The sequence below is a fragment of the Limosilactobacillus reuteri genome, assembly GCF_034259105.1.
Taxonomy (GTDB): domain Bacteria; phylum Bacillota; class Bacilli; order Lactobacillales; family Lactobacillaceae; genus Limosilactobacillus; species Limosilactobacillus reuteri_G.
The window spans coordinates 1,497,174-1,521,087 of sequence record NZ_CP139478.1; the positions used below are offsets into that span (position 1 = coordinate 1,497,174).

25 protein-coding genes, 1 tRNA gene and 3 pseudogenes are annotated in these 23,914 nt (G+C 38.7%); 11 read left to right on the top strand and 18 right to left on the bottom strand.

Going from position 1 to position 23,914, the window contains the following annotated elements:
* Positions 1-137: 137 nt before the first annotated feature.
* Positions 138-1,559, top strand: coding sequence for a basic amino acid/polyamine antiporter (locus SH603_RS08395; protein ID WP_086879073.1), 1,422 nt, complete (start codon positions 138-140; stop codon positions 1,557-1,559).
* A 14-nt stretch (positions 1,560-1,573) separates the two neighbouring features.
* Positions 1,574-2,694: pseudogene (locus SH603_RS08400) on the top strand (aminotransferase).
* Positions 2,695-2,764: 70 nt separating this feature from the next.
* Here the strand turns inward: SH603_RS08400 and map are convergent.
* Positions 2,765-3,622, bottom strand: coding sequence for a type I methionyl aminopeptidase (map, locus tag SH603_RS08405; protein ID WP_169473562.1), 858 nt, complete (start codon positions 3,620-3,622; stop codon positions 2,765-2,767).
* Positions 3,623-3,735: 113 nt separating this feature from the next.
* Between map and SH603_RS08410 the strand changes: the two genes are divergently transcribed.
* Both SH603_RS08410 and SH603_RS08415 read left to right on the top strand, forming a co-directional pair.
* Complete coding sequence (locus SH603_RS08410; RefSeq protein ID WP_169470861.1) at positions 3,736-4,194, top strand: flavodoxin; 459 nt, start codon at positions 3,736-3,738, stop codon at positions 4,192-4,194.
* A complete protein-coding gene (locus tag SH603_RS08415; protein WP_169473564.1) occupies positions 4,187-4,624 on the top strand; it encodes a GtrA family protein in 438 nt (145 codons plus the stop codon). Before SH603_RS08410 ends, SH603_RS08415 begins: the two co-directional genes overlap by 8 nt.
* A 39-nt stretch (positions 4,625-4,663) precedes the next feature.
* Here SH603_RS08415 and wecB read toward each other — a convergent pair whose 3' ends face one another.
* The 4 genes from wecB to SH603_RS08435 form a co-directional block, all read right to left on the bottom strand.
* On the bottom strand, positions 4,664-5,785 hold the full coding sequence (wecB, locus tag SH603_RS08420; RefSeq protein ID WP_321533825.1) for a non-hydrolyzing UDP-N-acetylglucosamine 2-epimerase: 1,122 nt from the start codon (positions 5,783-5,785) through the stop codon (positions 4,664-4,666).
* Positions 5,786-5,864: 79 nt separating this feature from the next.
* A tRNA-Arg gene (locus tag SH603_RS08425) sits at positions 5,865-5,937 on the bottom strand.
* 59 nt (positions 5,938-5,996) lie between these two features.
* The gene (locus tag SH603_RS08430) at positions 5,997-7,298 is read right to left on the bottom strand and encodes a DEAD/DEAH box helicase (RefSeq protein WP_169470991.1); all 1,302 of its coding nucleotides are present in this window, start codon (positions 7,296-7,298) and stop codon (positions 5,997-5,999) included.
* Between the two features lie 11 nt (positions 7,299-7,309).
* Positions 7,310-8,329 carry a Gfo/Idh/MocA family protein gene (locus SH603_RS08435; protein ID WP_153701078.1) on the bottom strand — a complete coding sequence of 340 codons (1,020 nt, stop codon included), beginning with the start codon at positions 8,327-8,329 and terminating at the stop codon, positions 7,310-7,312.
* A gap of 160 nt (positions 8,330-8,489) precedes the next feature.
* Between SH603_RS08435 and SH603_RS08440 the strand changes: the two genes are divergently transcribed.
* Positions 8,490-8,852 (top strand): DUF4828 domain-containing protein, encoded by a 363-nt coding sequence (locus SH603_RS08440; RefSeq protein ID WP_003670659.1) that lies wholly within the window; start codon positions 8,490-8,492, stop codon positions 8,850-8,852.
* A 36-nt stretch (positions 8,853-8,888) separates the two neighbouring features.
* On the opposite strand, the gene SH603_RS08445 is transcribed toward SH603_RS08440, so the two are convergent.
* The 5 genes from SH603_RS08445 to SH603_RS08465 all read right to left on the bottom strand — a co-directional run bounded on the left by SH603_RS08445 (position 8,889) and on the right by SH603_RS08465 (position 13,642).
* Positions 8,889-9,464: a TIGR00730 family Rossman fold protein gene (locus tag SH603_RS08445; protein ID WP_113897382.1), complete on the bottom strand. Its 576-nt coding sequence runs from the start codon at positions 9,462-9,464 to the stop codon at positions 8,889-8,891.
* A gap of 4 nt (positions 9,465-9,468) precedes the next feature.
* Complete coding sequence (locus tag SH603_RS08450) at positions 9,469-10,392, bottom strand: lactate/malate family dehydrogenase (protein WP_169477940.1); 924 nt, start codon at positions 10,390-10,392, stop codon at positions 9,469-9,471.
* Positions 10,393-10,499: 107 nt separating this feature from the next.
* Positions 10,500-12,029 carry a glutamate--cysteine ligase gene (locus SH603_RS08455; RefSeq protein WP_169473406.1) on the bottom strand — a complete coding sequence of 510 codons (1,530 nt, stop codon included), beginning with the start codon at positions 12,027-12,029 and terminating at the stop codon, positions 10,500-10,502.
* A gap of 136 nt (positions 12,030-12,165) precedes the next feature.
* A complete protein-coding gene (locus tag SH603_RS08460) occupies positions 12,166-13,197 on the bottom strand; it encodes a DUF3114 domain-containing protein (protein ID WP_035159832.1) in 1,032 nt (343 codons plus the stop codon).
* Positions 13,187-13,642, bottom strand: a complete 456-nt coding sequence (locus SH603_RS08465) for a GNAT family N-acetyltransferase (protein ID WP_321533826.1) — start codon at positions 13,640-13,642, stop codon at positions 13,187-13,189. The genes SH603_RS08460 and SH603_RS08465 overlap by 11 nt, the downstream gene beginning before the upstream one ends.
* 136 nt (positions 13,643-13,778) lie before the next feature.
* Here SH603_RS08465 and SH603_RS08470 point away from each other — a divergent pair, with 136 nt between their 5' ends.
* Both SH603_RS08470 and SH603_RS08475 read left to right on the top strand, forming a co-directional pair.
* The gene (locus tag SH603_RS08470) at positions 13,779-14,486 is read left to right on the top strand and encodes a Bax inhibitor-1 family protein (protein WP_169477941.1); all 708 of its coding nucleotides are present in this window, start codon (positions 13,779-13,781) and stop codon (positions 14,484-14,486) included.
* A gap of 12 nt (positions 14,487-14,498) precedes the next feature.
* On the top strand, positions 14,499-15,098 hold the full coding sequence (locus SH603_RS08475) for a hypothetical protein (protein WP_321533827.1): 600 nt from the start codon (positions 14,499-14,501) through the stop codon (positions 15,096-15,098).
* Positions 15,099-15,273: 175 nt separating this feature from the next.
* Here SH603_RS08475 and SH603_RS08480 read toward each other — a convergent pair whose 3' ends face one another.
* Complete coding sequence (locus SH603_RS08480; protein WP_169470985.1) at positions 15,274-15,834, bottom strand: hydrophobic protein; 561 nt, start codon at positions 15,832-15,834, stop codon at positions 15,274-15,276.
* A 104-nt stretch (positions 15,835-15,938) separates the two neighbouring features.
* Positions 15,939-16,904, bottom strand: a complete 966-nt coding sequence (locus SH603_RS08485) for an IS30 family transposase (protein ID WP_321533828.1) — start codon at positions 16,902-16,904, stop codon at positions 15,939-15,941.
* Positions 16,905-17,121: 217 nt separating this feature from the next.
* Here SH603_RS08485 and SH603_RS08490 point away from each other — a divergent pair, with 217 nt between their 5' ends.
* Together SH603_RS08490 and SH603_RS08495 are read left to right on the top strand one after the other, a co-directional pair.
* Positions 17,122-17,556, top strand: coding sequence for a LytTR family DNA-binding domain-containing protein (locus SH603_RS08490; protein WP_042746131.1), 435 nt, complete (start codon positions 17,122-17,124; stop codon positions 17,554-17,556).
* The gene (locus tag SH603_RS08495; protein WP_065533214.1) at positions 17,553-17,999 is read left to right on the top strand and encodes a DUF3021 domain-containing protein; all 447 of its coding nucleotides are present in this window, start codon (positions 17,553-17,555) and stop codon (positions 17,997-17,999) included. Before SH603_RS08490 ends, SH603_RS08495 begins: the two co-directional genes overlap by 4 nt.
* 7 nt (positions 18,000-18,006) lie before the next feature.
* Here the strand turns inward: SH603_RS08495 and SH603_RS08500 are convergent, their stop codons facing one another.
* Positions 18,007-18,930, bottom strand: coding sequence for a peptidoglycan recognition family protein (locus SH603_RS08500; protein WP_169471359.1), 924 nt, complete (start codon positions 18,928-18,930; stop codon positions 18,007-18,009).
* Between the two features lie 249 nt (positions 18,931-19,179).
* Here SH603_RS08500 and SH603_RS08505 point away from each other — a divergent pair.
* Positions 19,180-19,764, top strand: a pseudogene (locus tag SH603_RS08505) (LLM class flavin-dependent oxidoreductase); the annotation flags it as partial.
* Positions 19,765-19,803: 39 nt separating this feature from the next.
* Here SH603_RS08505 and SH603_RS08510 read toward each other — a convergent pair.
* Together SH603_RS08510 and SH603_RS08515 are read right to left on the bottom strand one after the other, a co-directional pair.
* Positions 19,804-20,712 carry an IS3 family transposase gene (locus SH603_RS08510; protein ID WP_321534221.1) on the bottom strand — a complete coding sequence of 303 codons (909 nt, stop codon included), beginning with the start codon at positions 20,710-20,712 and terminating at the stop codon, positions 19,804-19,806.
* The gene (locus SH603_RS08515) at positions 20,649-21,248 is read right to left on the bottom strand and encodes a helix-turn-helix domain-containing protein (protein ID WP_010011392.1); all 600 of its coding nucleotides are present in this window, start codon (positions 21,246-21,248) and stop codon (positions 20,649-20,651) included. The genes SH603_RS08510 and SH603_RS08515 overlap by 64 nt, the downstream gene beginning before the upstream one ends.
* Before the next feature lie 172 nt (positions 21,249-21,420).
* Here SH603_RS08515 and SH603_RS08520 point away from each other — a divergent pair.
* Positions 21,421-21,924 (top strand): annotated as a pseudogene (locus tag SH603_RS08520) (LLM class flavin-dependent oxidoreductase); the annotation flags it as partial.
* Positions 21,925-22,048: 124 nt separating this feature from the next.
* On the opposite strand, the gene SH603_RS08525 reads toward SH603_RS08520, so the two are convergent.
* From SH603_RS08525 to SH603_RS08535, 3 genes are all read right to left on the bottom strand, one after another.
* Complete coding sequence (locus SH603_RS08525; RefSeq protein WP_169471361.1) at positions 22,049-22,702, bottom strand: nitroreductase; 654 nt, start codon at positions 22,700-22,702, stop codon at positions 22,049-22,051.
* A gap of 74 nt (positions 22,703-22,776) precedes the next feature.
* Positions 22,777-23,325 (bottom strand): hydrophobic protein, encoded by a 549-nt coding sequence (locus SH603_RS08530; RefSeq protein WP_321533829.1) that lies wholly within the window; start codon positions 23,323-23,325, stop codon positions 22,777-22,779.
* 402 nt (positions 23,326-23,727) lie between these two features.
* The gene (locus SH603_RS08535) at positions 23,728-23,913 is read right to left on the bottom strand and encodes a phenylalanine--tRNA ligase beta subunit-related protein (RefSeq protein ID WP_321534229.1); all 186 of its coding nucleotides are present in this window, start codon (positions 23,911-23,913) and stop codon (positions 23,728-23,730) included.
* Between the last annotated feature and the right edge of the window lies 1 nt (position 23,914).

The window sequence follows — 23,914 nt, forward strand, 5'->3', positions numbered from 1 at the left end:
TACTATTTTCATCGCTTAATAATCATTTTCACATTTAATCTTAATGATATTGATAGCGTTTTCTGGCGTTGCTATAATTGGATTAAGAAAATTTATGTGATTTTCACTCTAATATATAAGATCGTGAGGTGGAGTAAATGAGTGAGAAAAAAGGTATTAATACAACGGAACTAACCCTTTTAATTGTGGGATCAACAATTGGTTCAGGAGTATTTGGAATTACCAGTGATTTAGCTACCGCGGCGGCTCCTGGACCAGCAATCATTGCCTGGATAATAGTAGGGATCGGCGTCTTGACTTTAGTCCTCTCCCTAACTAATCTTTCGCAAAAGCGGCCAGACCTTGATTCAGGGATTTTCAGCTATGCCGCAGCTGCTTTTGGTCCGCTGGGCGAATTTATTTCTGGTTGGGCATACTGGCTTTCCGCGTGGCTCGGCAATATTGCTTTTGCGACGATTATGATGAGCGCCCTTGGAACGTTTTTCCCCAGCCTATTTGCCAATGGTCAAAACTTATTCTCAATTATTGTTGCAATTATTTTAACCTGGGTTTTGACATTCTTGGTAAATCGAGGGATCGAATCAGCGGCCTTCATCAATTCAATTGGGACAATCTGCAAGATTATTCCATTAGTCGTCTTTGTTATCTGTGTGATTCTTGGTTTTAAGGCTAAAATCTTTACTGCTGATTTCTGGGGCAATGTAACACAGAATCTCAGTTCAAAAATCGAAACCGGTTCAATCTATGACCAAGTAAAGGCCTCAATTATGGTAATGATGTGGCTATTTGTCGGCGTTGAAGGGGCCTCGGTTCTTTCCAGTCGTGCCAAAACACGGACTGATGCTGAACGGGCTTCCATCTTCGGCCTGGTAAGCTTGCTTGTTATCTACATTGTGGTTTCTATTCTGCCATACGGGGTCATGACCCGGGCCCAGTTAGCAGCTGGTGGGCAACCGGCGCTTGGTGCTATCATGCAACACCTGGTTGGAACATGGGGTGCCGCCCTGATCAGTATTGGATTGATCATCTCAGTATTAGTTTCGTGGCTCTCGTGGACAATGCTCCCAGCTGAATCATTAATGCTAATGGCTGATGATGAAACCCTTCCAACATCATGGGGTGAAGTAAATGATAAAAAAGCACCAACACGGGCATTAGTAATCACCGGGGTTCTTCAATCGATCTTCCTCTTCTCTTTGCTTTTCACTACCTATGCCTACAACTTTGCATATACGCTTTGTACGGCTGCCATTTTGATCTGTTACCTCCTTGTTGGCATTTACCAGATGATGTACAGTTGGCAACACCAAGAATGGGGACAATTTGTTATTGGACTAATTGCCACCCTCTTTGAGCTGATGGCGATGGTTCTCTCTGGCTGGAAAGAAATAATGGTCGTTTCAGTCGGTTTTATTCCTGGATTCTTCTTTTACGTCCAAGCATGCAAGGAATTCCATCACTCAATCACAGTAAAAGAAAAATGGGCAATGGGGATTATCGCTGTCTTTGCGGTTATTTCCTTAGTATTAGTAATCAACGGAACAATTTCAATTAATTAAAGGAGGAAAAGATCATGGTAGAAATAGCACATTTTGGTGTCGAAGCATGGCTAAATAAGTGGGAAAAAAGCGCGACTTATGATATTTCACAAAGTACAATCGCCTCTTTGAGTATGCACGATCTCTTAAATTTAGATGGTAACAATGGCGAAGAGTTTTATGAGATGCTTGATAAGCAGCAAATGAACTACGGGTGGATTGAAGGATCACCCGAGTTCAAAGAAGAAGTTGCTAAACTATATCACCATGTTGATCCGGAAAATATCTTGCAAACAAATGGTGCCACAGGAGCAAATATTTTAGCTCTCTATGCCTTGATCAATCCCGGGGATCATGTAATTGCAGAATACCCTTCTTATCAGCAACTCTACGATATTCCTAAATCATTAGGTGCCGATGTTGATTACTGGCACATTCATGAAGAAGACAATTGGTACCCACGAATCGATGACCTAAAAGCGATGGTTAAACCTAATACTAAAATGATTTGTCTAAACAACGCGAATAATCCAACGGGAACAGTTCTTGATAAAGAGTTTCTCGAACAAGTTGTTGAAATTGCTAAGTCAGTCGATGCTTATGTTCTTGTTGATGAAGTCTACCTGCCCCTCGATCACCCCGAAAAATTTGCCCAAATTATTGACCTTTATGATAAGGGAATCTCTACTAATTCTCTTTCAAAGACTTATTCAGTCCCGGGGTTCGGATCGGTTGGGCCGCGACTAACGCTGAAGTTGCCGATGTTTTCCGTAAGTTCCGTGATTACACCATGATCTGTGCAGGAGTCTTTAACGACCAGCTAGCTACCTACGTTTTACGTCACCGTGATCAAGTTCTCGCCCGCAACCGGAAGTTAGTTCTTGGCAACCTCGCCATTTATAAGGATTGGATTGATCATGAAGACCGAGCAAGTGTCATCATGCCACAAGCAGTCTCTACTTCCTTTCCAAAGCTTGACGTGCCGGTTGATATTCATACCTTCTGTGAAAACTTGCTTCATGACGAAGGGGTTCTCCTCGTGCCCGGCGATGCTTTTGATACTCCAGGTCACGTTCGCCTCGGCTACTGCGCACCAGAGGCAACTTTAAAAGAAGGCTTAAATCGGCTTTCAAAGTATATGCATCAATATGATTAGCGAGCGTTATAAAAAAGGATGTTAGAAAAATGCAAAAGTTTTCTAACATCCTTTTTCTGTTACCATGCTATTAATTTTCAAACTGCTTAGCAACCTTTTCTGCGATCTCACGGTAATGGTCTAAGTACTTAGCATAATTATCATCGTACATGTAATCAGCATCTGCTTCTGGATCTTGAGATGTCAAAATCTTCGGACCATCATTCGTAATAACTAAGGTATGCTCATATTGGCAACTCCAACCGCCATCAGCAGTCTTGGCAAGCCAACCACTTGGATCACTAGTATCAGCTTCCCAAGTACCGGTGTTAATCATTGGTTCAACAGTAATGGTCATCCCGTTACGAAGACGAATTCCTTGACCGTGTTCGCCGTAGTGAGGCACCATTGGATCTTCATGCATTGTTGGTTGAATACCGTGACCAACAAATTCACGGACATCCCCATAGCCATTCTCATCTTCTGTGTAGTGTTGAATAACTGCACCAATATCACCAATCCGGTTACCAGGAACACATTGGTCAATTCCCATAAACAGCGACTTCTTAGTAACATCCATTAACTTTTGGATTTCAGGAGCAACTTCTCCTACCGCATAGCTCCAGCAAGAATCACTGAAAGCACCATCAACACTGACAACCGTATCAACTTTTACTAAGTCGCCCTTCTTTAAAATTAACTTCTTACGAGGGAACCCGTGACAAATTTCATTATTTACACTAACACAGGTAGCGTACTTGTACCCTTCAAAACCAATTTGTTCAGCTTTAGCCCCAGCAGCTTTGAAGTACTTCCGAGCGAATTCTTCAATCTTCCAACTTGAGATACCCGGCTTAATAATTTTACGAAGGCCAAGGTGCATTGCCGCTAAGGCTGCCCCGGCCTTTTCCATTGCATCGATTTCTCGAGGTGATTTTAAACTAATCATTTTCGCGATCTCCTTATTTACAATCTAACATAAATAGTATACCACTTGTCTGCCCTGATATCGCAAACCGTGCTATACTATATGAACGTTATAGATTTAATGGAGGTTATAAAATGGCAAAAGCACTTGTAGTATACGCAACCATTACAGGTAATAATGAAGACGTTGCGGATATCATTACTGACGCTCTTGAAGATTTAGGAGTAGAAGTCGATGAAGTTGAAATGACAATGGCTGATCCAGCTGACTTTGAAGAAGCTGATATTTGTGTGATCTGTCCTTATACTTATGATGAGGGAGCTCTTCCAGAAGAAGGAATTGACTTTTATGAAGACTTGCAAGAAGAACAACTAGCAGGCAAAGTTTACGGGGTTGCCGGCTCTGGTGATACTTTCTATGGGGATGACTTCTGTGTCGCCGTTGATAAATTTGGGGATGCTCTTGCCAAAACGGGAGCAACTAAGGGCGCTGAAAATGTTAAAATCAACCTCGCACCAGATGAAGAAGACATTCAAAAGCTCGATTCCTTCGCTAAGCAATTAGTAGAAAAGGCGGCTAAACTGAATGATTAAGGATCTGTGGGCAAAATATAAGTCAATCATCGCCTACCTTTTCTGGGGCGTTGTCACAACGGTGGTTAACTTAGCAGTGTTCCAGATTTTGAGTTCTGGGATTCATTGGAATTATCAAGTAGCTAATGTTATTGCCTGGTTTTTATCGGTTTTAGTAGCTTACTTCACTAATAAAGTCTGGGTATTCGGATCACATTACACTACCGTTAGTGACTTTATTGTTGAGTTTCTTCGGTTCTATTTCTACCGAGGCCTCACACTTGTATTAGATATAATTATTATGTATGTTGGGGTTTCTTTATTAGGATTCAATGATCCTCTCCAACAATTTATCGTTAAATTTATTGATAATGTCATTGTGGTAATTGCTAATTACATTTTCTCAAAGTGGTTAATTTTCAAAGATAACCGTGATATTGCAGATAAATAAAATAAACAGGTCGGTAAAAATCTCGTTTTGCCGGCCTGTTTATTGTTGTGATAAGTATTTTTCAACAATTTCAAGAATTTTTTTGCTCGCCTGTCCATCCCCAAATGGTACTTCCGCCTGTTCCATCTGCCGATACTTCTTTTCATCATTTAACAATTCAAAAACTGCTTGTTGAATCGTTGTCGGATCAGTCCCAACAATTTTTACGCCCCCCAGGCTGACCGCTTCTTGCCGTTCTGTTTCATCCCGTAAAAGCAAGAGGGGCCGATGCAATGCCGGAGCTTCTTCTTGCAAACCGCCTGAATCAGTTAACAGAATCGAACTCCGGGCGGCAATATTTAAGAAATCATGGTGATTTAATGGTGCAATAAGATGAATTCGGTCATGGTCTCCTAAAACATCATTAGCCAGTGATTCTTCTTCTGGATGAGGATAAACAGGAAATATCAGGTCAAGATTGCTATTAGTTTCCACAATATCACGCATTGTATGGAAAACACGCTTCATGGGGGCACCAAGGTTATCTTTGCGCCGCATTGTCATTAATAAAATCCGATTGTCTGCTGGGATGGACTGCAGTAAAGGATTCGTAAAATCTTCTTGTAAATTATGCTTTACTCTATCAATTGAAGTGTTTCCAGTAACATAGATTCGTTTTGCCGGATGGTGCTCTTGCAATAAATTATCGCGGGCACTTGTCGTTGGCGCAAAATAAAGGTCTGCTAAATTGTCTGTAAGACGACGATGCATTTCATCAGGGAATGGCGAATACCGTTCATAAGTCCGCAACCCAGCTTCGACATGGCCAAGTGAAATATGATGATAAAAACTAATCAAACTGGCAGCCAAACTTGTGGTAGCATCACCAGCGACAAGGATCATATCTGGTTGTCCAGCATTAATCACATTATTTAAGTTATGCAACAGTTGGCTCAATAGTTCAACTTCATTTGTGCTTGTTACGTTCGATGAATCAACACTGAAATCAATTTGGAAATTCAAATATGCCAACGTATCGTTTAATAATTGTGAATTTCCCGTTGCAACAAGAACCGGTTGCCAGGTCGCAGGATTTTGATGCATCAATCTAATGATCGGCGCCAACTTCAAAACCTCAGCCCGTGTACCAAACAAAAACATAATCTTATATGGTGGCTGCATTAATGACTCTCCCTTCAGCTTTTAATAAAAAAGACGTAATCACTAAACAAAGCAATCACGTCGACAGTGCATTATCAAATGGTCCCATCCGGATTTGAACCGGAATCGACCGCTTAGGAGGCGGATGTACTATCCAGTTATACTATAGGACCAAACTAAAGAATATTATCGCATTTACGAAGGATTTCGTAAAGACGGTAATTATTCTTTTTTAGTTTTCGTTATTTTTACGACGATGCTTCAAACGAATTCCTTTATTTTTGCGATTCTTTTTCTTCCGCCGTTTCTTTGGCTTAGAGAATCCACTGAGGGTTTGATTCATCTTTTTATGGGTTTCCCCACTTAATTGTTCTTTTTGCAAGTGACGACTAGCCTGCTTTTTGATTGAAACCACCCGTTGACCCTCTTCTGGTTTCTGGTTAGTTAATTTATTATCACTAATGTAGAGCTTAGTTAGTTCATAGTCACTATCAGCAAGTAGCTTCTTAAGGTCACGAATATCATGATCATCACCTAAACTAAGTGCTAATCCTGGTTCTCCTTGTCGCCCAGTACGGCCAACCCGATGAATATAAGTATTGAGCGATGTTGGCAAGTCAAAGTTAATAACGGCAGGCAATTTAGGAATATCAATGCCCCGGGCTGCCAAATCCGTCGTCAACAACAACTTGATTTGCCGCTTTCGAAACATCCGCATTGCTTTTTCACGTTGTACTTGTTTCTGCCTACCACCCAAGGTATCGACCGGAACATGTTCGTGTCGCAACCGACTGGCAGCATAGTTAAGAGTACGGGTACTGTTGAAGAAGACAAGCGCCCGAAAATCTTTAATACTCGTCAACCGGCGTAAAGTTGCTGTTTTTTGTGCATTGGTTCGTGCACTTAGGTAACCGTGTTCTACTGGTCCCTGAGAAGTATCCTCATCACGAACATCAATAGTTTCAATATCGCGGCCAAACATCACGTTCAATTCATCCAGAACAGGAGATTTTGTAGCGGAAAAGAATGCTAATTGAGTAGATAACGGGGTTGCACGCTCAATATCTTCTACGACAGCTAAAGTATCGTCTTGAAGCATATCATCGGCTTCATCAATAACCATTGTCATTAGATGGCCGAGCTTTAAGTGATGGTTATCAAGCATATGGAGTACCCGTCCAGGTGTTCCCACTACGACATCAGGATGTTGGTGCAAATTCATAACTTGTCGTCGTAAATTTGCCCCTCCTGTCAGTGATTGAACGCTAACACCAATTAAGGTTGCCCATTCACGGATTACCTTTGTTGTTTGAATTGCCAATTCCTGGGAAGGTGCGAGAACCAATAATTGAGTTCCCTCGCCTGGCATAATCTTAGGCAAGAGTGGCAACGTAAAAGCTAGAGTCTTTCCAGAGCCAGTCGGTGCTATTCCAAGGACAGATTGGTCAGTCTTTAATACTGGCGCGACTGCTTTTTGGATTGCTGTAAGCTGCTTGTATTTTTCATCAAAGTGTTTTTGAAATTGTTCGATCAAATTAAATCATCCTATTCTTGATCGTTATCCGATGGGAAAACTAGTTGAGCAGATTGACGAAGGGAGTACATAATTGAGTTGACCGTCTTAGATAATTCTAACCAATGCTTGTACTTCTTCATTTCCTCTTCATCATCAGGATTGTTAAAGAGGTCTGCAAAATCATTCATTTCATCAGTCATTGAATTTTCTTCAACGGGCGCTTCGATTGGGTGCGCATTTTGGTCAGCATCATAATAAGTAACCTTTCGCGTATCAAAAATACTATCAAAGACTAAAGTATCCTTCAAACCGTAAACTTCAGAATAAAGGTGAGAGTTAGCTGTCTTACCAAAGTTGAGAGTGACAGTAAATTTGTCATAGTTAAGAATTGCAACCCCTTTACCATCAACCCCGGTTTTAGTGAGAGTTGGGAAATAAACTACAGATTCTGGTTCACCGTAAATAGTAACGGCCCCATATACAGCATATACACCGAGGTCCATTAAAGCTCCCCCAGCATACTTAAGGGTAAAAATATTTGGATATGGTTCACTGCCATTAAGAACTTTATCAAAACGCGATGAGTACTTCATTACAGTGATGGTTGCTCCTTGAACGTAATGTTCTTTCATCTCATCAACTTTCTTCAAGGCCGCTTGATAAATCTTGGTATGGATATGACGAGCTGCTTCAACCAAACGAGCCTTAGGGTGGGCTGCTAATAATGATTCAATTGCACTGTATTCACTTGGATTTACGAAGGCTGGCTTTTCAACAATGATAAATTTATCATTTTCAATTGCTTTCCGTGCTTGTTGGTAGTGCAAACTATTTGGTGAAGCAATATAAACAACATCAAAGTCGCCCTCTTCAAAGAACTTATCAATGTCATCGTAAAATTCAGTTGCCCCATATGGCTTGCCAAACTTCTCAGCATGTTCTAATGTCCGAGAATAGACAGCTGTCAATTCATATTTCCCTGTTGTCTTGGCCGCATCTAGCATCTGATCAGTAATAATATTTGTTCCAATAACACCAAGTTTTAGCATAAAATCAACTCTTCCTTTTCAAATATTTCTTTGCTTACATTTAATTTTAACAATTATTGCGCGTTTTTAACAGAAATGAAATCTTCTGATAATAGAAATGTGTGTATAATTAGTTATGTTATAGAATGACTTATCACTTAATTGAGGAGACTGATAAAATATGAGAAAAAAAGGAATGTTACTTTTCGGCGCGGGACTAATGGCTGGACTCACCAGTACTTTAGGGTTCAGTCGTGCGAAGAAAAGCAATAATACGATCTCGTTACCCATCTTTTATGCGGGTACATGGCAATATTATGATAAAGAACGAGATCGCTCTCATAAAATAACCATCTCTCCTGAATTAAAGCTCGGTATCGATAACCAAATCATTCCGGCAACGGTTCAACAAATCAAACCTGATAAGTTAGTTTTCCTTGATCGGTTTGGTTATCACATTACTATCCGGGCAAATGAACAACGGCCAGTTTCATTAACTGATGAAGCTGATGACCAAGTTTATACTATTCAACCATTAAAATAATGTTGGCGCTGCAAGACAGCGTTTTTTATTTTTAAATTATTTTTGAGTGTACTGACGATGTGCTGGTGCCCTATAGTTTTGCATAAATGCCAAAATCTGATCAAACTGGTCACTAAAACAGATACTATTCAAATAAGGATCTTCCACAAAGCCCGCCTTATTCATTTGCTTAAATAGATCATTTAATGAATCATAAAAGCCATTAAAGTTGTAAAAAGCAACTGGCTTATGATTATCCCCAACTGTTGTCCATGAGGCGGCTTCGGTAATTTCCTCTAATGTCCCAAAGCCGCCGGGGAAAGCTAATAACCCATCCGCAAGATCCATCATCGTTTGCTTGCGAATATCCATATTAGGGACAATTCTTACATCTTTTAATTCGTTATAAATGGCTCCACGATCAGCCAGTTCAGTAGTTATTACCCCGTGAACAACGCCGCCATTTTTTAAGACTGTCCGAGCAAGAGTTCCCATCAAGCCAAACGCACCAGCACCATAAACTAATTCAATATCGTGTTGGACCAGCCATTCACCAAACCGTTGTGCTTCATAATTAAATGCTGGATCATTCCCGTCACGCGCACCACAATAAACTGCAATTCGTTTAATCATACAACTACTCCCCTTTAATATTTTTTAGAGAATCTAATTGATGCTTAATTGTTGCTGCTGCACTCTTAATCTCCTCTTCTTCCAATGGGTAAAGTTTTAAGAGGAGGAGGTTGCCAATTCCTTGTCGGCCAATTAGCGCTGGAAAACTGATGTAGGTTGAATACTGCGGCTGATAAATTGCAACCGGCAATGCTAATTGTTCATCCGCAAAAATTGCCGTAATAATTCGGAGAGTCCAAGCAGTAACAGCACTAACATTATACCCTAATCCATCGAGAGTGTACCAATTACTAAGGTTTGCCTTAATTTTAAGCTGACTTTGATCTAAGTGATGACCATTGATTGCCGCAGTTAAGGGTTGGCCATTCACACGAACAGTTGACCAAGCAAATACCTGGTGCCCATCGTGCTGACCATAGACAAAGCCGGTTACATTGGCAGCAGCTACCTTTGCGGCTTCTGCAATTGCCTGATAAAGGCGCGCAGTTTCAACAACCGTGCCAATCCCAATTACTTGCTTTTGCGGCAAGCCAACTTTTTGCTGGAGAACCGCAGTAATTGCCTCATTAGGATTAGTAAGGTTAATTAAGATCCCACTAAAATCACTCTTAAAAATCTTATTACCAACTTGTAAGGCCTGCTGATAGCTAGTCTCAAGCTCAGCCATTGGTTGTTGCTTCATCAAAGCACTCTTTCCAAAGGCGGTAATAAGAACATCCGCATCGGCTAAGGCAGTGTAATCTTGAATATTTATTTTTGTGTGAGTCGCTAAAACCGTTTGCGCATCATTTAAATCGGCCTGAATCGCAATAGCTAGTTGATCTTTTTCATCAATCAAAACTAATTCATCAACTTTTCCATTCATTACTAATTGGTTGGCTAACATTTCACCCACATGACCGAGACCAATAATTCCAATCTTTCTCATTTATAGCGCTTCTTTCTATTTCCCGGGAAATAACGAAAGTGAAAACAAGGTTATTACCCTACTTTAAAAAGATAGAGACTAGAAAATAATCTCCTCAGTCTCTTTTTTTACTTTTCCTGAAAATCCTGAACTTCTGGAAAATCACTAAGAATTACATCACGGGCACCCTTTGAGAAATCAAAAGTTGCTTGAGCATTATAACTTTCTTGATGATCTCCTACATGTAATACTACTTGCGTTGGTTGCAAGTCTATTTGGACACCTAACTCAATGGCAGCTTTAACCAATTGCTGAACATCATCTGAGTAAACATCGCTGATTGCTTGCAGCGGATGTTGGAAATTAATATTTTTCGTGTAACGATCATTGGCAATTTTTAACCCAAATGATAATAAATCACCATTTTCAAGTTGATCTGCTAACTGACCACTAAGGGTTAGCGAAGGATCATCCACTCGTCGTTGTACGAACTTCAAAGCAAGCTGGTATTCTCGCGGAGCATTAAACTCAACAATAAAGTTTTGCAACTCTGCGATTAATTGCATTGCTTCTTCATGCATCCACGGTAATTGTTCCTTTGGTTTTTGTAAGGCCACTTCATTATTCCGCTTTTTTGCTTCCGCTAATCGTTCCTCCAAATTATCAGGTAATGGTGAAAGAATACTATTTAAAAGCATTAATTCAAGGAAGTTAATCGTATCGTCACTAATTCCTGTTTGCGACAACGGGTCAAGGTCAAAATTACGAAATTCAAGATAATCAATTCCCTTATGTAAGGCCCCATCAATATCATGCATATCATGGTTATGCCGCCGTAGTCGTACTGGGCCAAAGAATTCCTTCATACTATAATAAGTGCCATTGTCTATGAAATGCTTTAGTTCTGCAAAATGCTGGTCGTATGAAGTATAGGTAACTTGCTCATTGGTAAAGTTATCATCCCCATAATCACTACAACGCAAACTCCGAACTGGCAACTCCAAATCCTCTGGAATACTATGTGGCATATCTTCAGAAACCGGACTTGCTCCATATAAGTACGTAAATAACCATTGATAAAGGTAGAATTTTTGCGCTAATTTAAAGTAAAGATGATTTTGAAAATCAATGCGGTTTGGATACCGGTCCGCATAAAAGCGATGATAAATCTCGTTGATTAATTCACCATCCAAACTAAAATTAACATGGACATCCCCTAAAATTTCTTGAACAATACCATATTTCTTCCCTAGATAATCATGAGTCTCTTGGTCCCATTTCTTAGTAAATGCAGTTTGTAAATATTCAAGGTCATGTTGATAAGTCGGTCCTGGCGCCATACTTAACGGCCATAATCGTTCATCACTCCGTAAATGTGAGATAACAATCTGCTCTAACATTTTTAGTTGCCGGACTGCATTCTTAGCCCCAACAACTGGACCCGTTTCAAAGTCCATCATGTCATCCGTATAGCCTGAGTTCAAATAAATATTATATTGCCGTGAACGCAGATTTTCAGGATATGGATAACGACTTGCCCGCCCATTGGTCAAAATTCGGTGCTTCTTTGCCTCTAAACCAAACTGTGAAGAAAAAAGTTTGGCATTTAATGACGGTTCTTTTAAAGCTGCTTTAAGTTGATCATAATCGGTTCCCATCCAAGAATCCCTCCAATCAATCATTTTAATTTTATTCAAATTCAACCATAACACTTTTGAAACATAATAGACAATAATAACTTAATTATTTTACTGGATAATCACTTCAAAATAGATTAACGCTTTCTGTCCTTAATTATATCAATCTCCGCCACCAAGGAACACAAAATTGCTGATATGCTTTATTCTTAGCAAAGAAATGATTAATTCCGCTATTTTTACACTGATGTTCCTTTAATGAATTGACATAATCAGCATAAACCTTTATTCTTTGCGAATCCGGAACACCCCGCCATGCTATAACATCCTGCATATTTCTTACTAAGTCAGCATAATTACCGCCATCATCATAATCAATAGGTGCCTGCCAATATTTTTTAGCGACCCTTCGAAGCTGACTATCGGTCGGTTGAGTAATATCAAGACGTTGATGAGTGTGACGATATTTACCAGTTACATAATACTCTCCATAGGGAATTCCATAGTTAAAAGATTCTGTATCAGCGATTTGCCGTAATTGATTGGTCGAATAATGCGTGGGGTCTGAATCAACTCTTCCTTGGTTATCAAAGCGATAAATATTCCATTGACTAACAAACTTTCCTGTTTCGATATCAACAATAAATTCAATCATTCGGGCTGGATTAGCATACCGACGATACGAATTACGAACTAATTGAACCTTCATATTAGAGGGGTAAGCAAATTTATGATGATAACGATTATGGTAATTAGCACCAGTTTTAAAGTCTAATTTAAAGTGATTATCGTGGGCATAGGAAAGCAATCGTTGAAAATCTGTCGCTTCTGGTGAAAGAGAGGGACGCTGATATTGGCGAATAAAAGTGATGTTTTGCCGATCAAGATAACTGCGAAATAAATGAATTTTGCGTCCTAACAAATCTGCTTTTAGCCCTTTCTTCCCTGAATAAGCCGTCACAACTAGATCACGAAAATAAGGATAGAAAAAACTGGTAGGGGCTAACTGAGGTGAAAATTGATATACAGTTGGTGAAAATTGAAGAAATCCATAGTTATCAATATAAGCTTGTAAATGGTGATTAATAATTAAATCAAGCTGTTCATGAGCGTTAAGACCGCTTTGTTTCAAGGTTCTTATATAATTAACGGAACCAATTTGATTTGCTTTTATCATGTTATTTGTCATAAATATCATTTAACGGTTCATGAACCATCGTAACATGCTCGCGCTCGGCCTCCATAAAATAGTCACCCACAGATTCAAAACCATATTTTTTGTAAAAGTCCTCAACATAGGCTTGGGCATGAATAGTTATCTTAAAGTTGGGTAAATTCACTTTGATTCCACTTAATAAATGTTCAATAATCTTTCCACCTAAACCAATCCCGCGTGCTTGTGGAGCCACAACTACGCGACCAAAAGTTACAACATCATTCTGAATAAAATAACGTGCATAAGCAACTACTTCACCATTAGTAGTCGCAAAAACATGGTGCGCAAGTGGGTCACTATCATCCGGATCAGGATAGGAACTCTGTTGTTCTCCATTAAAAACTTGTGCTCGTAACTTAAGAATGGCAAAAAGTTCATTAACTGTTAGTTCAGTAAATTGTTTATCAAACCATTGCATAATTTATCCCTCCTATAATTTTATATATTATACAAAAACTAGTAAGTTAGCATAATTTCCCCGCAAAACAATTTTATTATTAAATTTATGGAATATAATAAAGGTAAGGATTTATTTGTGAAGGGAGCGTTCAATAATGGATAATTTTTCACCTAATCGTCGAAACGTTGTTGATATTACCGACTTAAATAAGTTTTTAACAAAAATGTATGGTTTAATGACCCTGGTAGTATTGCTTTCTGCCTTAACCGCTTGGCTCGTAATGACTGTTTTCGCTCAGCAATTTACTGCTTTTATGGTCAATAACCGCTGGGGAATGTGGTTAATTATCCTCTTGCCAATTATCCTAACGTTTGGGATTAATTTTAATGCTACTCGTAGTCCTGGTCTTTGTCTGTTCCTATTAATTTTAACAGCGATCGTCTACGGAATTACCTTTGCTTTTATCGTAGGCGCTTATGCTGGTACTGATATTGCAACAGCCTTCGTTTCCTCAGCGGGTGTATTCTTAACAATGGCGATTATTGGTACTTTTTCTCACCGTGATTTTACGCGACTTGGTTCTTATGCCAGTGCAGCCTTAATTGGCTTGATTATCGCCATGCTGGTTAACTTTTTTGTGCAAAGTCCAATAATTAATTATCTGCTTTCAATTGTTGCGGTAATCATTTTTACGGCATTAACAGCTTGGGATGCACAACGAATGAAAAATATCTATACCGAGTGTAATGGTCAAGTATCATCCAATGGGCTAGCTGTCCTTGGTGCATTACAGCTTTACCTTGATTTTATTAATCTCTTTATTAGTTTCTTAGACATTTTTGGATCAAGTAATGAAAGATAAAAACATTAAATCATGAAATCAAATACAAATATTCACCACTTACCCTATAAACTATCACTCTTAGCAATTTCATTATTTATAATGATGTCGGCAGTAATTTCGCCAGCACTTCCTTTAATGATGCACGCATTTCCTACAATTAGTCATGTAAATATTGAATTGCTCGCTACTATTCCAAACCTTGGTATGATTTTTGGATTATTAATTAGTCCTTTTCTCAACAGGAAATGGTCACCAAATTGGCTTGAACAACGGCTTCATCAATTTGTATTTCCACTTTGTTTAGCATTTAATGCTGGCGGCTTCTTCTTGATTAGTACCGCTCACCATTTCTGGATATTAGTAACCGGGTGTATTATTCTCGGAAGTGGTTTTGGTCTTGTGATGCCCTTTATTTTTAAATGGATTGATAACGTTAGCGCTAAAAATGCCGTTAACTTCTCGACGACCATTGTCTTAATCATGATGGATATTGGCTGTACCATTTCACCACTGGTAATTGCCCTTATCGATCATACGGCAAGAGGAGCGTTATTCTCGTCTGCTATTTTCTTCACATTATTAACAATTTATGGATTACTTAAAAGCCTAAAACATACCTTTATTAGATAACAAAAATGTGAGTGGGAATTAACTTCCTCGACAAGGCGGTGGGCTAAGGATAGAACGGTGATTAGCACGGCACGGGCTGATTATTGTTCGGACTTAGCCTTGTAGTTAATTTCCACGATATCGTAACAATATTCATATAAAAAACGAGGCTGATGAAAAAACAAAAGTTTTTTTCTCAGCCTCGTTTTTTCTTAGCATATTTTTTCCACACTAATGCCTCTTTAATACACGGATAGTGACGAATCAGAATTAATGTATATGTACTAGTTGTAACTGTGAGCAATAGCCAAATTACCCACCCATTATCTGGCAAAAACTTAAAACGTTCTCGTAAAACTTCATCTAATAATTCAAACAATAGTCCTTTAAACGTCATTCTTAACCCTAAGAGGTGATCTGTTGTAACTTCAACCATAAATACAAGGGCAAATCCGTATAAATAGGCCCAACCACGCCGATATTTAAATATATGATTACCATATTTATCTTTTTTCACTGTCTTTACAATGCGAACGCTAAAGGTTTGAAACCAGCCAAGCATAATGCCAATTAAAATTAGAACAATTGTAACTAACAAATGCCATTCTTGTTGCTCCGTAAAGATCGAAATAATGGTCATGACTAATGCATAAAGCGGAATAATAATAAAACTAGTCTTAGTCACAGATTCAAATTGAAATGTTCCTTTAATGAAATTATATAAAATCAATAGACAAAAAAGTATTAAGAGAGTCATTAAACATCCCTCCTAATATAAATATAAGATAGATTTTAATAACTCTCCACTATTACACCTTTAATAAGACAAAGGAATTTTCTTTCCCGAAATGTCAATTTAAGTTAGAAAGAAAATAGTTGCTCATCAGTGACGTAAGACATGAATACTTCATATGGAGTTCGATAGCCTAGTGATTTACGGGGCAGGTTATTTTGCTTACTCATCAGTTGGGTTACCAATTCATCAGGAAGATTGCGGAAATCTAACTGTTTCGTTAAGCCATCCCGGCGTAAAAGACCGTTGTTGTTTTCGTTCAGCCCTCGTTGATTGGGAGCACCAACCTCGGCAAAGTAAGTGTGAAGGTCAAATTGATTGGCAATCTCGCGCCAGCCGGCGAATTCTTTTCCGTTGTCAAAGGTAATCGATTTGAAGAAGTGCCGCGGGAATTTCCGAAGCCACTGACTTAAGTGTTGGTTAATCGCATCAGCCGTCTTTTCGTGCACATTGAGTACAATTTCGACCTTCGATTGGCGTTCGGTCAGGGTCATTACCGCCCCTTGGTGCTTTTTGCCTTGGACGGTATCAGCTTCAAGGTGCCCAAATTCAGTGGCATAGTGCGGAAAGTCCTTGGCACGCTCGTGAATACTTCGCCCCAATTGGCCAGCCTTCCCACGGCGCTCGACATAGCCATTCGGGTGCCGCTTACCTCGCATCGGCAAGGAACGGACATCGAAGCCGAACTGGCCACGTTCAAACATCCGGTAAAGAGTTCGCCGGTTACAACTAATTGGGCGCTCAGCGCGCCCAATAATGGTATCAGGCGTCCACCCCTGGGCAATTTTGTCGTTGATATAAGTGAGTTCAGCCAGTGACAACTGAGTACGTTTTCGGCCACAACGTTGCTTATTGCGCATATAGTGATCTTGATAATCAGCAATTGAGGCACCGGTTTCCAGGTAACGATAAACGCGATAAACGGTTTCGGCGCAACGTTTGATCATTTGGGCCACTCGGTACGCTTTAAGCTTTTGCACGAAAGAATGGGCGATGATTGTCAGCTCGTTTGTGGTAAGATGGGTGTAAGTCATTTGTGGTTTCCTTTCTTTTGTTTAGGGGTATTCAAAAGTCTACCACAAATGGCTTTTCTATTTTTCTAACTTAATTTTACAAACGGCGTTTATAAAAACTAACGACCAATAATTTAAGGAATTTTACCATTTGCTGCAAATTTCTGACCACTTATTACATATACAATATAAGCGGTAACAAATATAATATACTTAGATTAGAAAGGAAGTGGGAACTATGAAAGTAAACTGTCATATTGACCCTAATATTGAAGAGGAACATCTCGATTTATTTGTCCGTGAAATGAATCCCCAAATTAGCAACCTCTTAAAAAGTTTCACAAGTACCGAACCAGTATTATGGTGTTATGACGCAGATCAAATTATCCCCATTAAATTCTCGGATATCTTTGAACTAACTGTCGCTAAGACCGGTACTAAAATTTCAACAAAAGATCACACCTATTTTTATCGTGAACGGTTATCCCACTTCAAAAGCAATCTTCCGAATGACTTTATTGAAGCATCTGGCAGCACTATTTTTAATTATCATTACCTTGATCACCTTGAGTTATTAGATAATGGCTTGATAGATGCAATTTTAACGAATGGTAGCCATATTCAGATTTCGCGACGAAAAATCAAAAATTTGAAAGCGAGGTTAGGACTATGAAAAAATATGTCAAATATACGATTGGTTTCTCAGCGATTGGTGTTCTAATTGGTCTAGCAATCTCTTTAGTTTTCAATTATCTTAATGGCAGTACCATCTACTACCCATCATCCCCTAATTTTGTTAACCAATTCGCTCATCCCCTTAACAGCGTAACTGTTTCTGTTGTTTTATGGATGTTAATTGGCTGTGTTTTTGGGTTTGGTAGTTTAATTTTTGAACTTAAAAATTGGTCACTGCTAAAGAAAACGATCATTAATTTTTGCGCTTATTATGCTGGCTTTGCGCCATTAGCAATCCTATGCGGTTGGTTCCCGCTGACTTGGCTTAATTTTGCTATCTTCACGCTTATCTTTATTGTAATTTATGCCATAATTTGGAGCCTTAATTGGTATTCGATAAAAAAGGAGATTCGCTCAATTAATCAGCAAATCAAAAAGTAGTTTTCCCTCACATTTGATTGTAATAAGCCTGGACCAATTCAACAAAGTTATTAATGTTATAAGTTGTTCCAAATAGCTTACGAGCCGCTGTCGACCAATAAGAAATCGGGTCTTCGTGATCAGTCCCACCAAGATAGCTTGAAATCATTGCATGGGTCCAAACAGTTCCCCCACCATCTTTGGTTCCCTTCGTCACGGGCAAATTATTCTGTTTTAAGATATAGGCTGTATAATAAGCAGCGTTGCCAAGCTGGTTTGCAAAAGATGCTGCGGTATATTCATGAGGCATTTCAAACTGGACAAAGTATGGATTAGCATATGGCCCCGCTCCTTCTGCCATATATTTTGTATCGGCAATATTAATAATTTGTTGATTATCAATAAATGTATGAACAAACACTCTAGTTGAACTATAATTTTGCTTCATGTAAGATACTTCACTACTAATCGTTGAATTTTCATTCCCAGTATCGTGAATTACGACCCCACGAGGATTTCCAGATGAAGTACTATACCCGCGTTGTTCAAATATACTTGAAATTTGTTTAGTAATTTTAGCGTGTGGAAGGCCAGATTGAGTAAGATAACTATTGATTTCGTTGTTCATTTTCAACTCAATATCGGCGACCCGAACAAAATAATTTTTTCCATTATAGTTAATCCGTGCGTAAGTATCATCGTTATCATTAGAAGTCAGATAGTAGCGATTGACCTTAACTAAGGCTTGATTAGGCAGGTTGGCACGTTGAATTGCTGAAAGTGAATTATATACTCTTGCACCACTGCTTAACGTAGCCGTTTCACTAACAGCATATGAATTACTAACCTCCCGCGTATGATGAGAATAAAACCAACTCCCACCAATTATTGCCGCGACGATTATAATAAGTGATAGATATATTAAATTTTGTTTTTTCTTTCTCTTTGCCATACCAGTTATTGTAACGAATAAATTTGAATTTTGTAGGAAAAAACTAATTATTTATAAGTGAAGTTAAAAATCCCTTGCCGTCATCAATACTGAAAGCAAGGGATCATTTTTATTTACCAACCATTAATCAATCCCAGATTTAATATGCCACTTACGTGATCAACACCTATACACGTGGTATTGTTAAATAAAAATATTTATGATGTTATATACTTATAAAAAATAACCAAAAGGAAGGAGCAACTAATTATGAATGTCGAATTAGGAATCTCAACATTTGGTGAAACGACCCCACTCGAAAAAACAGGTAAGGCAATTAGCCATGATGAACGGATTAGAAATCTTATTGAAGAAGTAGAATTGGCCGACAAAGTAGGAATTGATGCATATGCTATCGGTGAACACCACCGTAAAGACTTTGCAGTTTCGGCACCTGAAATCATTATAGCGATGGCGGCCGCAAAAACAAAACAAATTCATCTTTCAAGTGCCACTACTAATTTACCAACGATTGATCCAATTCGAGTTTTTGAACAATATGCCACAATTGATGCAATGGCTCCTGGAAGAATTGAAATTATGGCTGGCCGCGGATCATTTACTGAAGCTTTTGACTTATTTGGTTATGATCTTGATAATTATGATGAACTATTTAAAGAAAAATTGGAGATGCTAGTTGAAATTAACCGGAACGAAATTCTTGATTGGCCAAAAGGAAAGTTTACGCCAAAAGTTGATCATATTGGAATCTATCCTCGGCCAAAGAAGCCATTGAAAATATCGCTAGCTACTGGTGGCAATCCTAACTCGACCATTAGAGCGGCTGAAATGGGGTACTGTGCCCTGTCAAGTTTACACATTAAATAATAAAAATTAGTTGGCCTTGCCAAAACGGTATTCCGCTGCGGTAAGGTCATTTCTCTTCGCTGAGATAAATTTTTCAGTGAAATAGGTAATTCCTTCTCTAACTTGTCCTTCTAGTTCTAATAATGTTTGTGCTTTAGGCAGGTGTGCGATCCAAATAGCCTTAAAATCTGCCCACCAATTTTCTATTACGGCATTGTCAGCCGGTGTCCCTGGTGCTGAATAACTGTGTTGGGCATCATTAACTACTAAATACTGATTAAATGCTTTGGAAGTATACGCCGCACCACGATCAGTATGAATTAACGGAGCTAGTGTTCCTTCCTTCATCCGTGCTTGCTCGAACACTTGAACTACTCCTTCAGCGGTTTCTGTAGGTGTAATTAACCAGCTTACTGGATATTGACCATATAAATCTAATACTACATGTAGACGAACTTTATTAAGCCGGATTCCGTAATTTAGTTCCGTCGTATCCGTAACCCAAACTTGGTTAGCTGCGGTTTGGTCAAATTGTCGGTTAAGAATATTTTCAGCTTCATAAGTTTGCTGGGCTTGAATACGTTTATGGGTTGGCTGACGATAGTCAGCTTTGATACTATGGTCTTTCATAATGCGAATGACTCGTTTCTTATTGACGGTATAAGGAATCTGATGACTTAACTTGATTAACCTAGTCATTTTGTCATAGCCAACGCTTTGCTTGTGTTCATTTTCTAACTGTTTAATCAATTGGAGAATCTCCGATTCTTCAATCTCATATTTAGTCGGTTCATGTTTCAGCCATTTGTAGTAAGCCTGTCTAGTAATTCCAGCGACCTTGGTCAATTCACTAATAGAATAACCTTCATTGTTCATTTCTTGAATCGCTTGATATCGTCCGGTCGTTTCACCTCCCGATTGCGTATTTCGACTAATTTTTTTGCAAAAGCGATTTGCAGCTCCCGTTCACGGTCACGAGCTTCTAGCTCACGAACTCGTTTCCTTAGTCTTTCTAGTTCATTAGTGGGCTCTTTTCCTTTATTACGCCCACGGTTATCTTTTAGTACTTCCCAGTCGCTATTTACTCGGTACTTCCGTACCCAAGAATAAACTCGTTGGTAACTAATATCATACTTCTCTGCAGCCGCTTTATAGTTATTGTTATGTTCAATTGTCCATCGGACAATCTGCCTCTTTTCATCAAAGGTTACTTTTCGTCCCATTTTTCTGACTCGCTTTCTCGTTGTCTGATTAACTCGGAGTTTGTCATTATTGTAACTGATAACCCATTGATGTAGTTGAGAAATATTTCTAATTTGATACTGCTGGAGAATTGCTTGATTAGTATACTTGCCAGAAAGATAAGCTTTTACAGCAGTTAACTTAGTCTCTAATGAGTACTTCTGATTATGCTTAGGTCTAATTAATCCCGCCAATCCAGCGAGTAGGAATTGCTTAATCCACTTACTCATGTTTGCTGGTCGGACACCATGGTAATCGGAGTACACCGTTAAACCATAATCCGATTTCTGATAATCATGAAGTAATTTAAGCTTTTCAATAGTTGAATAACTTACAATGCAAAACACCCCCTAGGATTCACACTTTTATTATTTAAAGTGTCAACCCTAAGGGGTATTGTACGTGGGATTACCAATCGTTTATGCAATTATTGGTGGCCAGATGGATGCCTTTAAGCCATTAGTACAGCTCTATCGTGTTGTGGCTGAAAAAACAGGTCACAAATTAAGTGAGATGCCTGTTTCTGCCCACTCGTGGGGATGGCTAAGCGATGACAAGGAAAAGGCAATCAAAGAATACTTCTACCCAACTAAATTGCTTGTTGATACGATTAGTAAAGAGCGGCCTCAATGGACTGGCATGACATATGAACAATACCTTGAAAGCATTGGCGAAAATGGTGTTATTTTTGTCGGGGATGCCGATACGGTTGCTGACAAGATTATTAAAATGATGGAATTGCTTGGCTTGAAGCGTTTCTACCTTCACTTGCCAATTGCCTCAATGCCCCATAAAGATGTATTAAAAGCAATTGAAATTTATGGGAAAGAGGTTGTACCAAAAGTCAAAAAATATTTCAAGGATAAAAGCAAATTGAATGACTTTTCAATTAAATGGAAAGAATAAAAAGACAGACAGTTCAATGCACAAAGATTCTGTACATTGAACTGTCTTTTTTGTTCCAAGTTACCACTATAACCTGTTAATTTATCAATAATATTTCCCAGAAAATAATTACCTAACCGTATCTTTAGTTAAAATGTAAAATTTCATTTACAGGACGACGCTCTGAATGGTAGCTATTAATTGTCGTATCAGCCGAATACCCAAGCGAGATACCAACGATAAACCGTTCATCGTCTGGCACATTCAAAGTTTGGTGAAGAATAGCTGGGAAACGAACGCTGTTATAGGTTGGAATTGTTCCTAAACCATAAGCAGTTGCGGCTAACATAATGTTTTCAGCAAATAAGCCCGCATCAAAAATCGACCAATCTGGTGAAGCTTTAGGAATAGTAATATAAAGAATTACTGGCGAATCATATAAAGTATTGCTGGCATTTGTCATCTTTTCATGTGCCTCATCAAAATTAGCAAAATGATGAACAATCCCATGTCGCCATTGCTTCATATTATCTTGGGTTTGCGGTGCCCAATCTTCACGGCTCATCACTGGCAAATCTGAATTTCCTTGATTACCTGCAATATCTTGATCACGATAAGCATTCTTAATTTCTTGTAATGTATCACCCATCGCACAATATACTTGCCAAGGTTGAGAGTTTACCCATGATGGAGCACGTTGAGCTAATTCAACAATTTTAGTAATCATCTTCTTTTCAACTGGTTTGTCTGTAAATTGACGAATTGAATGGCGTTGATTAATTGCATCTTGTAAATCCATTAGATGATTCCTCCTAAATTACATCCTCTTACTAAAGTTTAGCATATCTAGGTTTACTTTAATAAGATCTTGTATTAGTCACTTGATTTCTTTCGCCGTACTGCTTCTCTAATCTTGGGATAGCGAACCATTAAGCAAGCACCATAAGTAAAACTAGTTGCGACATTTAACACCCAGATGAACCAGGCGTTGTGACTACGGAAAAATGCGATTGTGAATAAGTCTTTAAGAACCTCTTCAAACAGTTCATGTGATATTTCCGTAGCATTAATATGCACGCCATAAAATACTTCAACACTGATGCCAATTGCAAATGAAACTATCCAGCCAACAAGATAAGGCCAATTTCTTTTAACCTTCAAAATTGGCCGCTGATGGGAATCTAGTTTATTGGTGTCTTTAATCTGTGTTTTGCTTGCCTGTAGAAAGCCAATTGAAGCTCCTAAGATTAGAAGAATAATTGTAAGTCCAGCTGCCGTTAAAGATCTGACGTTTTTTAAACTCAAGACCATCATAATTGCGGAATACACCGGGATAATTATTAGCTCAAATCGTGTTACCTTTTCATATTCAAATGTTCCTTTAATGAATTTATAGATTAATAAAATTACAAATATAGTCATTGATAATACCCTAACTTTTAAGATTATATTTGTATTGTACTATATCTTACTTTTTAATTTTCACCATATTTAGGAGGAAATAATGAGTTTCCTATCCCCATGTGAAACTTTGATGTGCTTGATCAACAATTCCACTCTGAACCTTTACGTTAAAAAGTTCTTCTAGTTGAGCAGATAAGTCAGCAACTGCCCGGTCAACAGCATCTTTATTTATATCGACAAAACCATCAATTTTGAAAAAGACACTGGTCGTATCCGGGGTAATTTTTCCCTTATCGCTTTGTCGCCAAGTCCACCGTCTTGTCCGTATTTCATTGCCAACTGCGTATACGACTTCACCTTCATCAGGAATTTCAACGTCATCTTTGCCTTCCCCAGCAGAATAAATTCATCGGTTTCTGGCTAAGCTAATCGCATCATAATATCAGTTGAAGCATTATCCAAATTATGGGTATCCATCGGCAAAGTATATTTAAAAGAAACCGCATTGTTAAGATCAACTAAAGGATTAATATGAGGAAGCTCCTTTCTTTTTGATAATCGTTTAAATAGTGCCTCAACAGAGCACAGGTATTTATTAGGATTGATT

Excerpts from the sequence above, each read along its gene's own strand:
- SH603_RS08515 (WP_010011392.1), bottom strand. The coding sequence starts at position 21,248 with ATGAGTAAGTGGATTAAGCAATTCCTACTCGCTGGATTGGCGGGATTA.
- SH603_RS08490 (WP_042746131.1), top strand. The coding sequence starts at position 17,122 with ATGAAAGTAAACTGTCATATTGACCCTAATATTGAAGAGGAACATCTC.
- SH603_RS08455 (WP_169473406.1), bottom strand. The coding sequence starts at position 12,029 with ATGGGAACCGATTATGATCAACTTAAAGCAGCTTTAAAAGAACCGTCA.
- SH603_RS08470 (WP_169477941.1), top strand. The coding sequence starts at position 13,779 with ATGGATAATTTTTCACCTAATCGTCGAAACGTTGTTGATATTACCGAC.
- SH603_RS08445 (WP_113897382.1), bottom strand. The coding sequence starts at position 9,464 with ATGATTAAACGAATTGCAGTTTATTGTGGTGCGCGTGACGGGAATGAT.
- SH603_RS08500 (WP_169471359.1), bottom strand. The coding sequence starts at position 18,930 with ATGGCAAAGAGAAAGAAAAAACAAAATTTAATATATCTATCACTTATT.
- SH603_RS08480 (WP_169470985.1), bottom strand. The coding sequence starts at position 15,834 with ATGACTCTCTTAATACTTTTTTGTCTATTGATTTTATATAATTTCATT.
- map (WP_169473562.1), bottom strand. The coding sequence starts at position 3,622 with ATGATTAGTTTAAAATCACCTCGAGAAATCGATGCAATGGAAAAGGCC.
- SH603_RS08450 (WP_169477940.1), bottom strand. The coding sequence starts at position 10,392 with ATGAGAAAGATTGGAATTATTGGTCTCGGTCATGTGGGTGAAATGTTA.
- SH603_RS08460 (WP_035159832.1), bottom strand. The coding sequence starts at position 13,197 with ATGACAAATAACATGATAAAAGCAAATCAAATTGGTTCCGTTAATTAT.
- SH603_RS08475 (WP_321533827.1), top strand. The coding sequence starts at position 14,499 with ATGAAATCAAATACAAATATTCACCACTTACCCTATAAACTATCACTC.
- SH603_RS08485 (WP_321533828.1), bottom strand. The coding sequence starts at position 16,904 with ATGACTTACACCCATCTTACCACAAACGAGCTGACAATCATCGCCCAT.
- SH603_RS08435 (WP_153701078.1), bottom strand. The coding sequence starts at position 8,329 with ATGCTAAAACTTGGTGTTATTGGAACAAATATTATTACTGATCAGATG.
- SH603_RS08440 (WP_003670659.1), top strand. The coding sequence starts at position 8,490 with ATGAGAAAAAAAGGAATGTTACTTTTCGGCGCGGGACTAATGGCTGGA.
- SH603_RS08415 (WP_169473564.1), top strand. The coding sequence starts at position 4,187 with ATGATTAAGGATCTGTGGGCAAAATATAAGTCAATCATCGCCTACCTT.
- wecB (WP_321533825.1), bottom strand. The coding sequence starts at position 5,785 with ATGCAGCCACCATATAAGATTATGTTTTTGTTTGGTACACGGGCTGAG.
- SH603_RS08530 (WP_321533829.1), bottom strand. The coding sequence starts at position 23,325 with ATGACTATATTTGTAATTTTATTAATCTATAAATTCATTAAAGGAACA.
- SH603_RS08525 (WP_169471361.1), bottom strand. The coding sequence starts at position 22,702 with ATGGATTTACAAGATGCAATTAATCAACGCCATTCAATTCGTCAATTT.
- SH603_RS08495 (WP_065533214.1), top strand. The coding sequence starts at position 17,553 with ATGAAAAAATATGTCAAATATACGATTGGTTTCTCAGCGATTGGTGTT.
- SH603_RS08465 (WP_321533826.1), bottom strand. The coding sequence starts at position 13,642 with ATGCAATGGTTTGATAAACAATTTACTGAACTAACAGTTAATGAACTT.
- SH603_RS08395 (WP_086879073.1), top strand. The coding sequence starts at position 138 with ATGAGTGAGAAAAAAGGTATTAATACAACGGAACTAACCCTTTTAATT.
- SH603_RS08410 (WP_169470861.1), top strand. The coding sequence starts at position 3,736 with ATGGCAAAAGCACTTGTAGTATACGCAACCATTACAGGTAATAATGAA.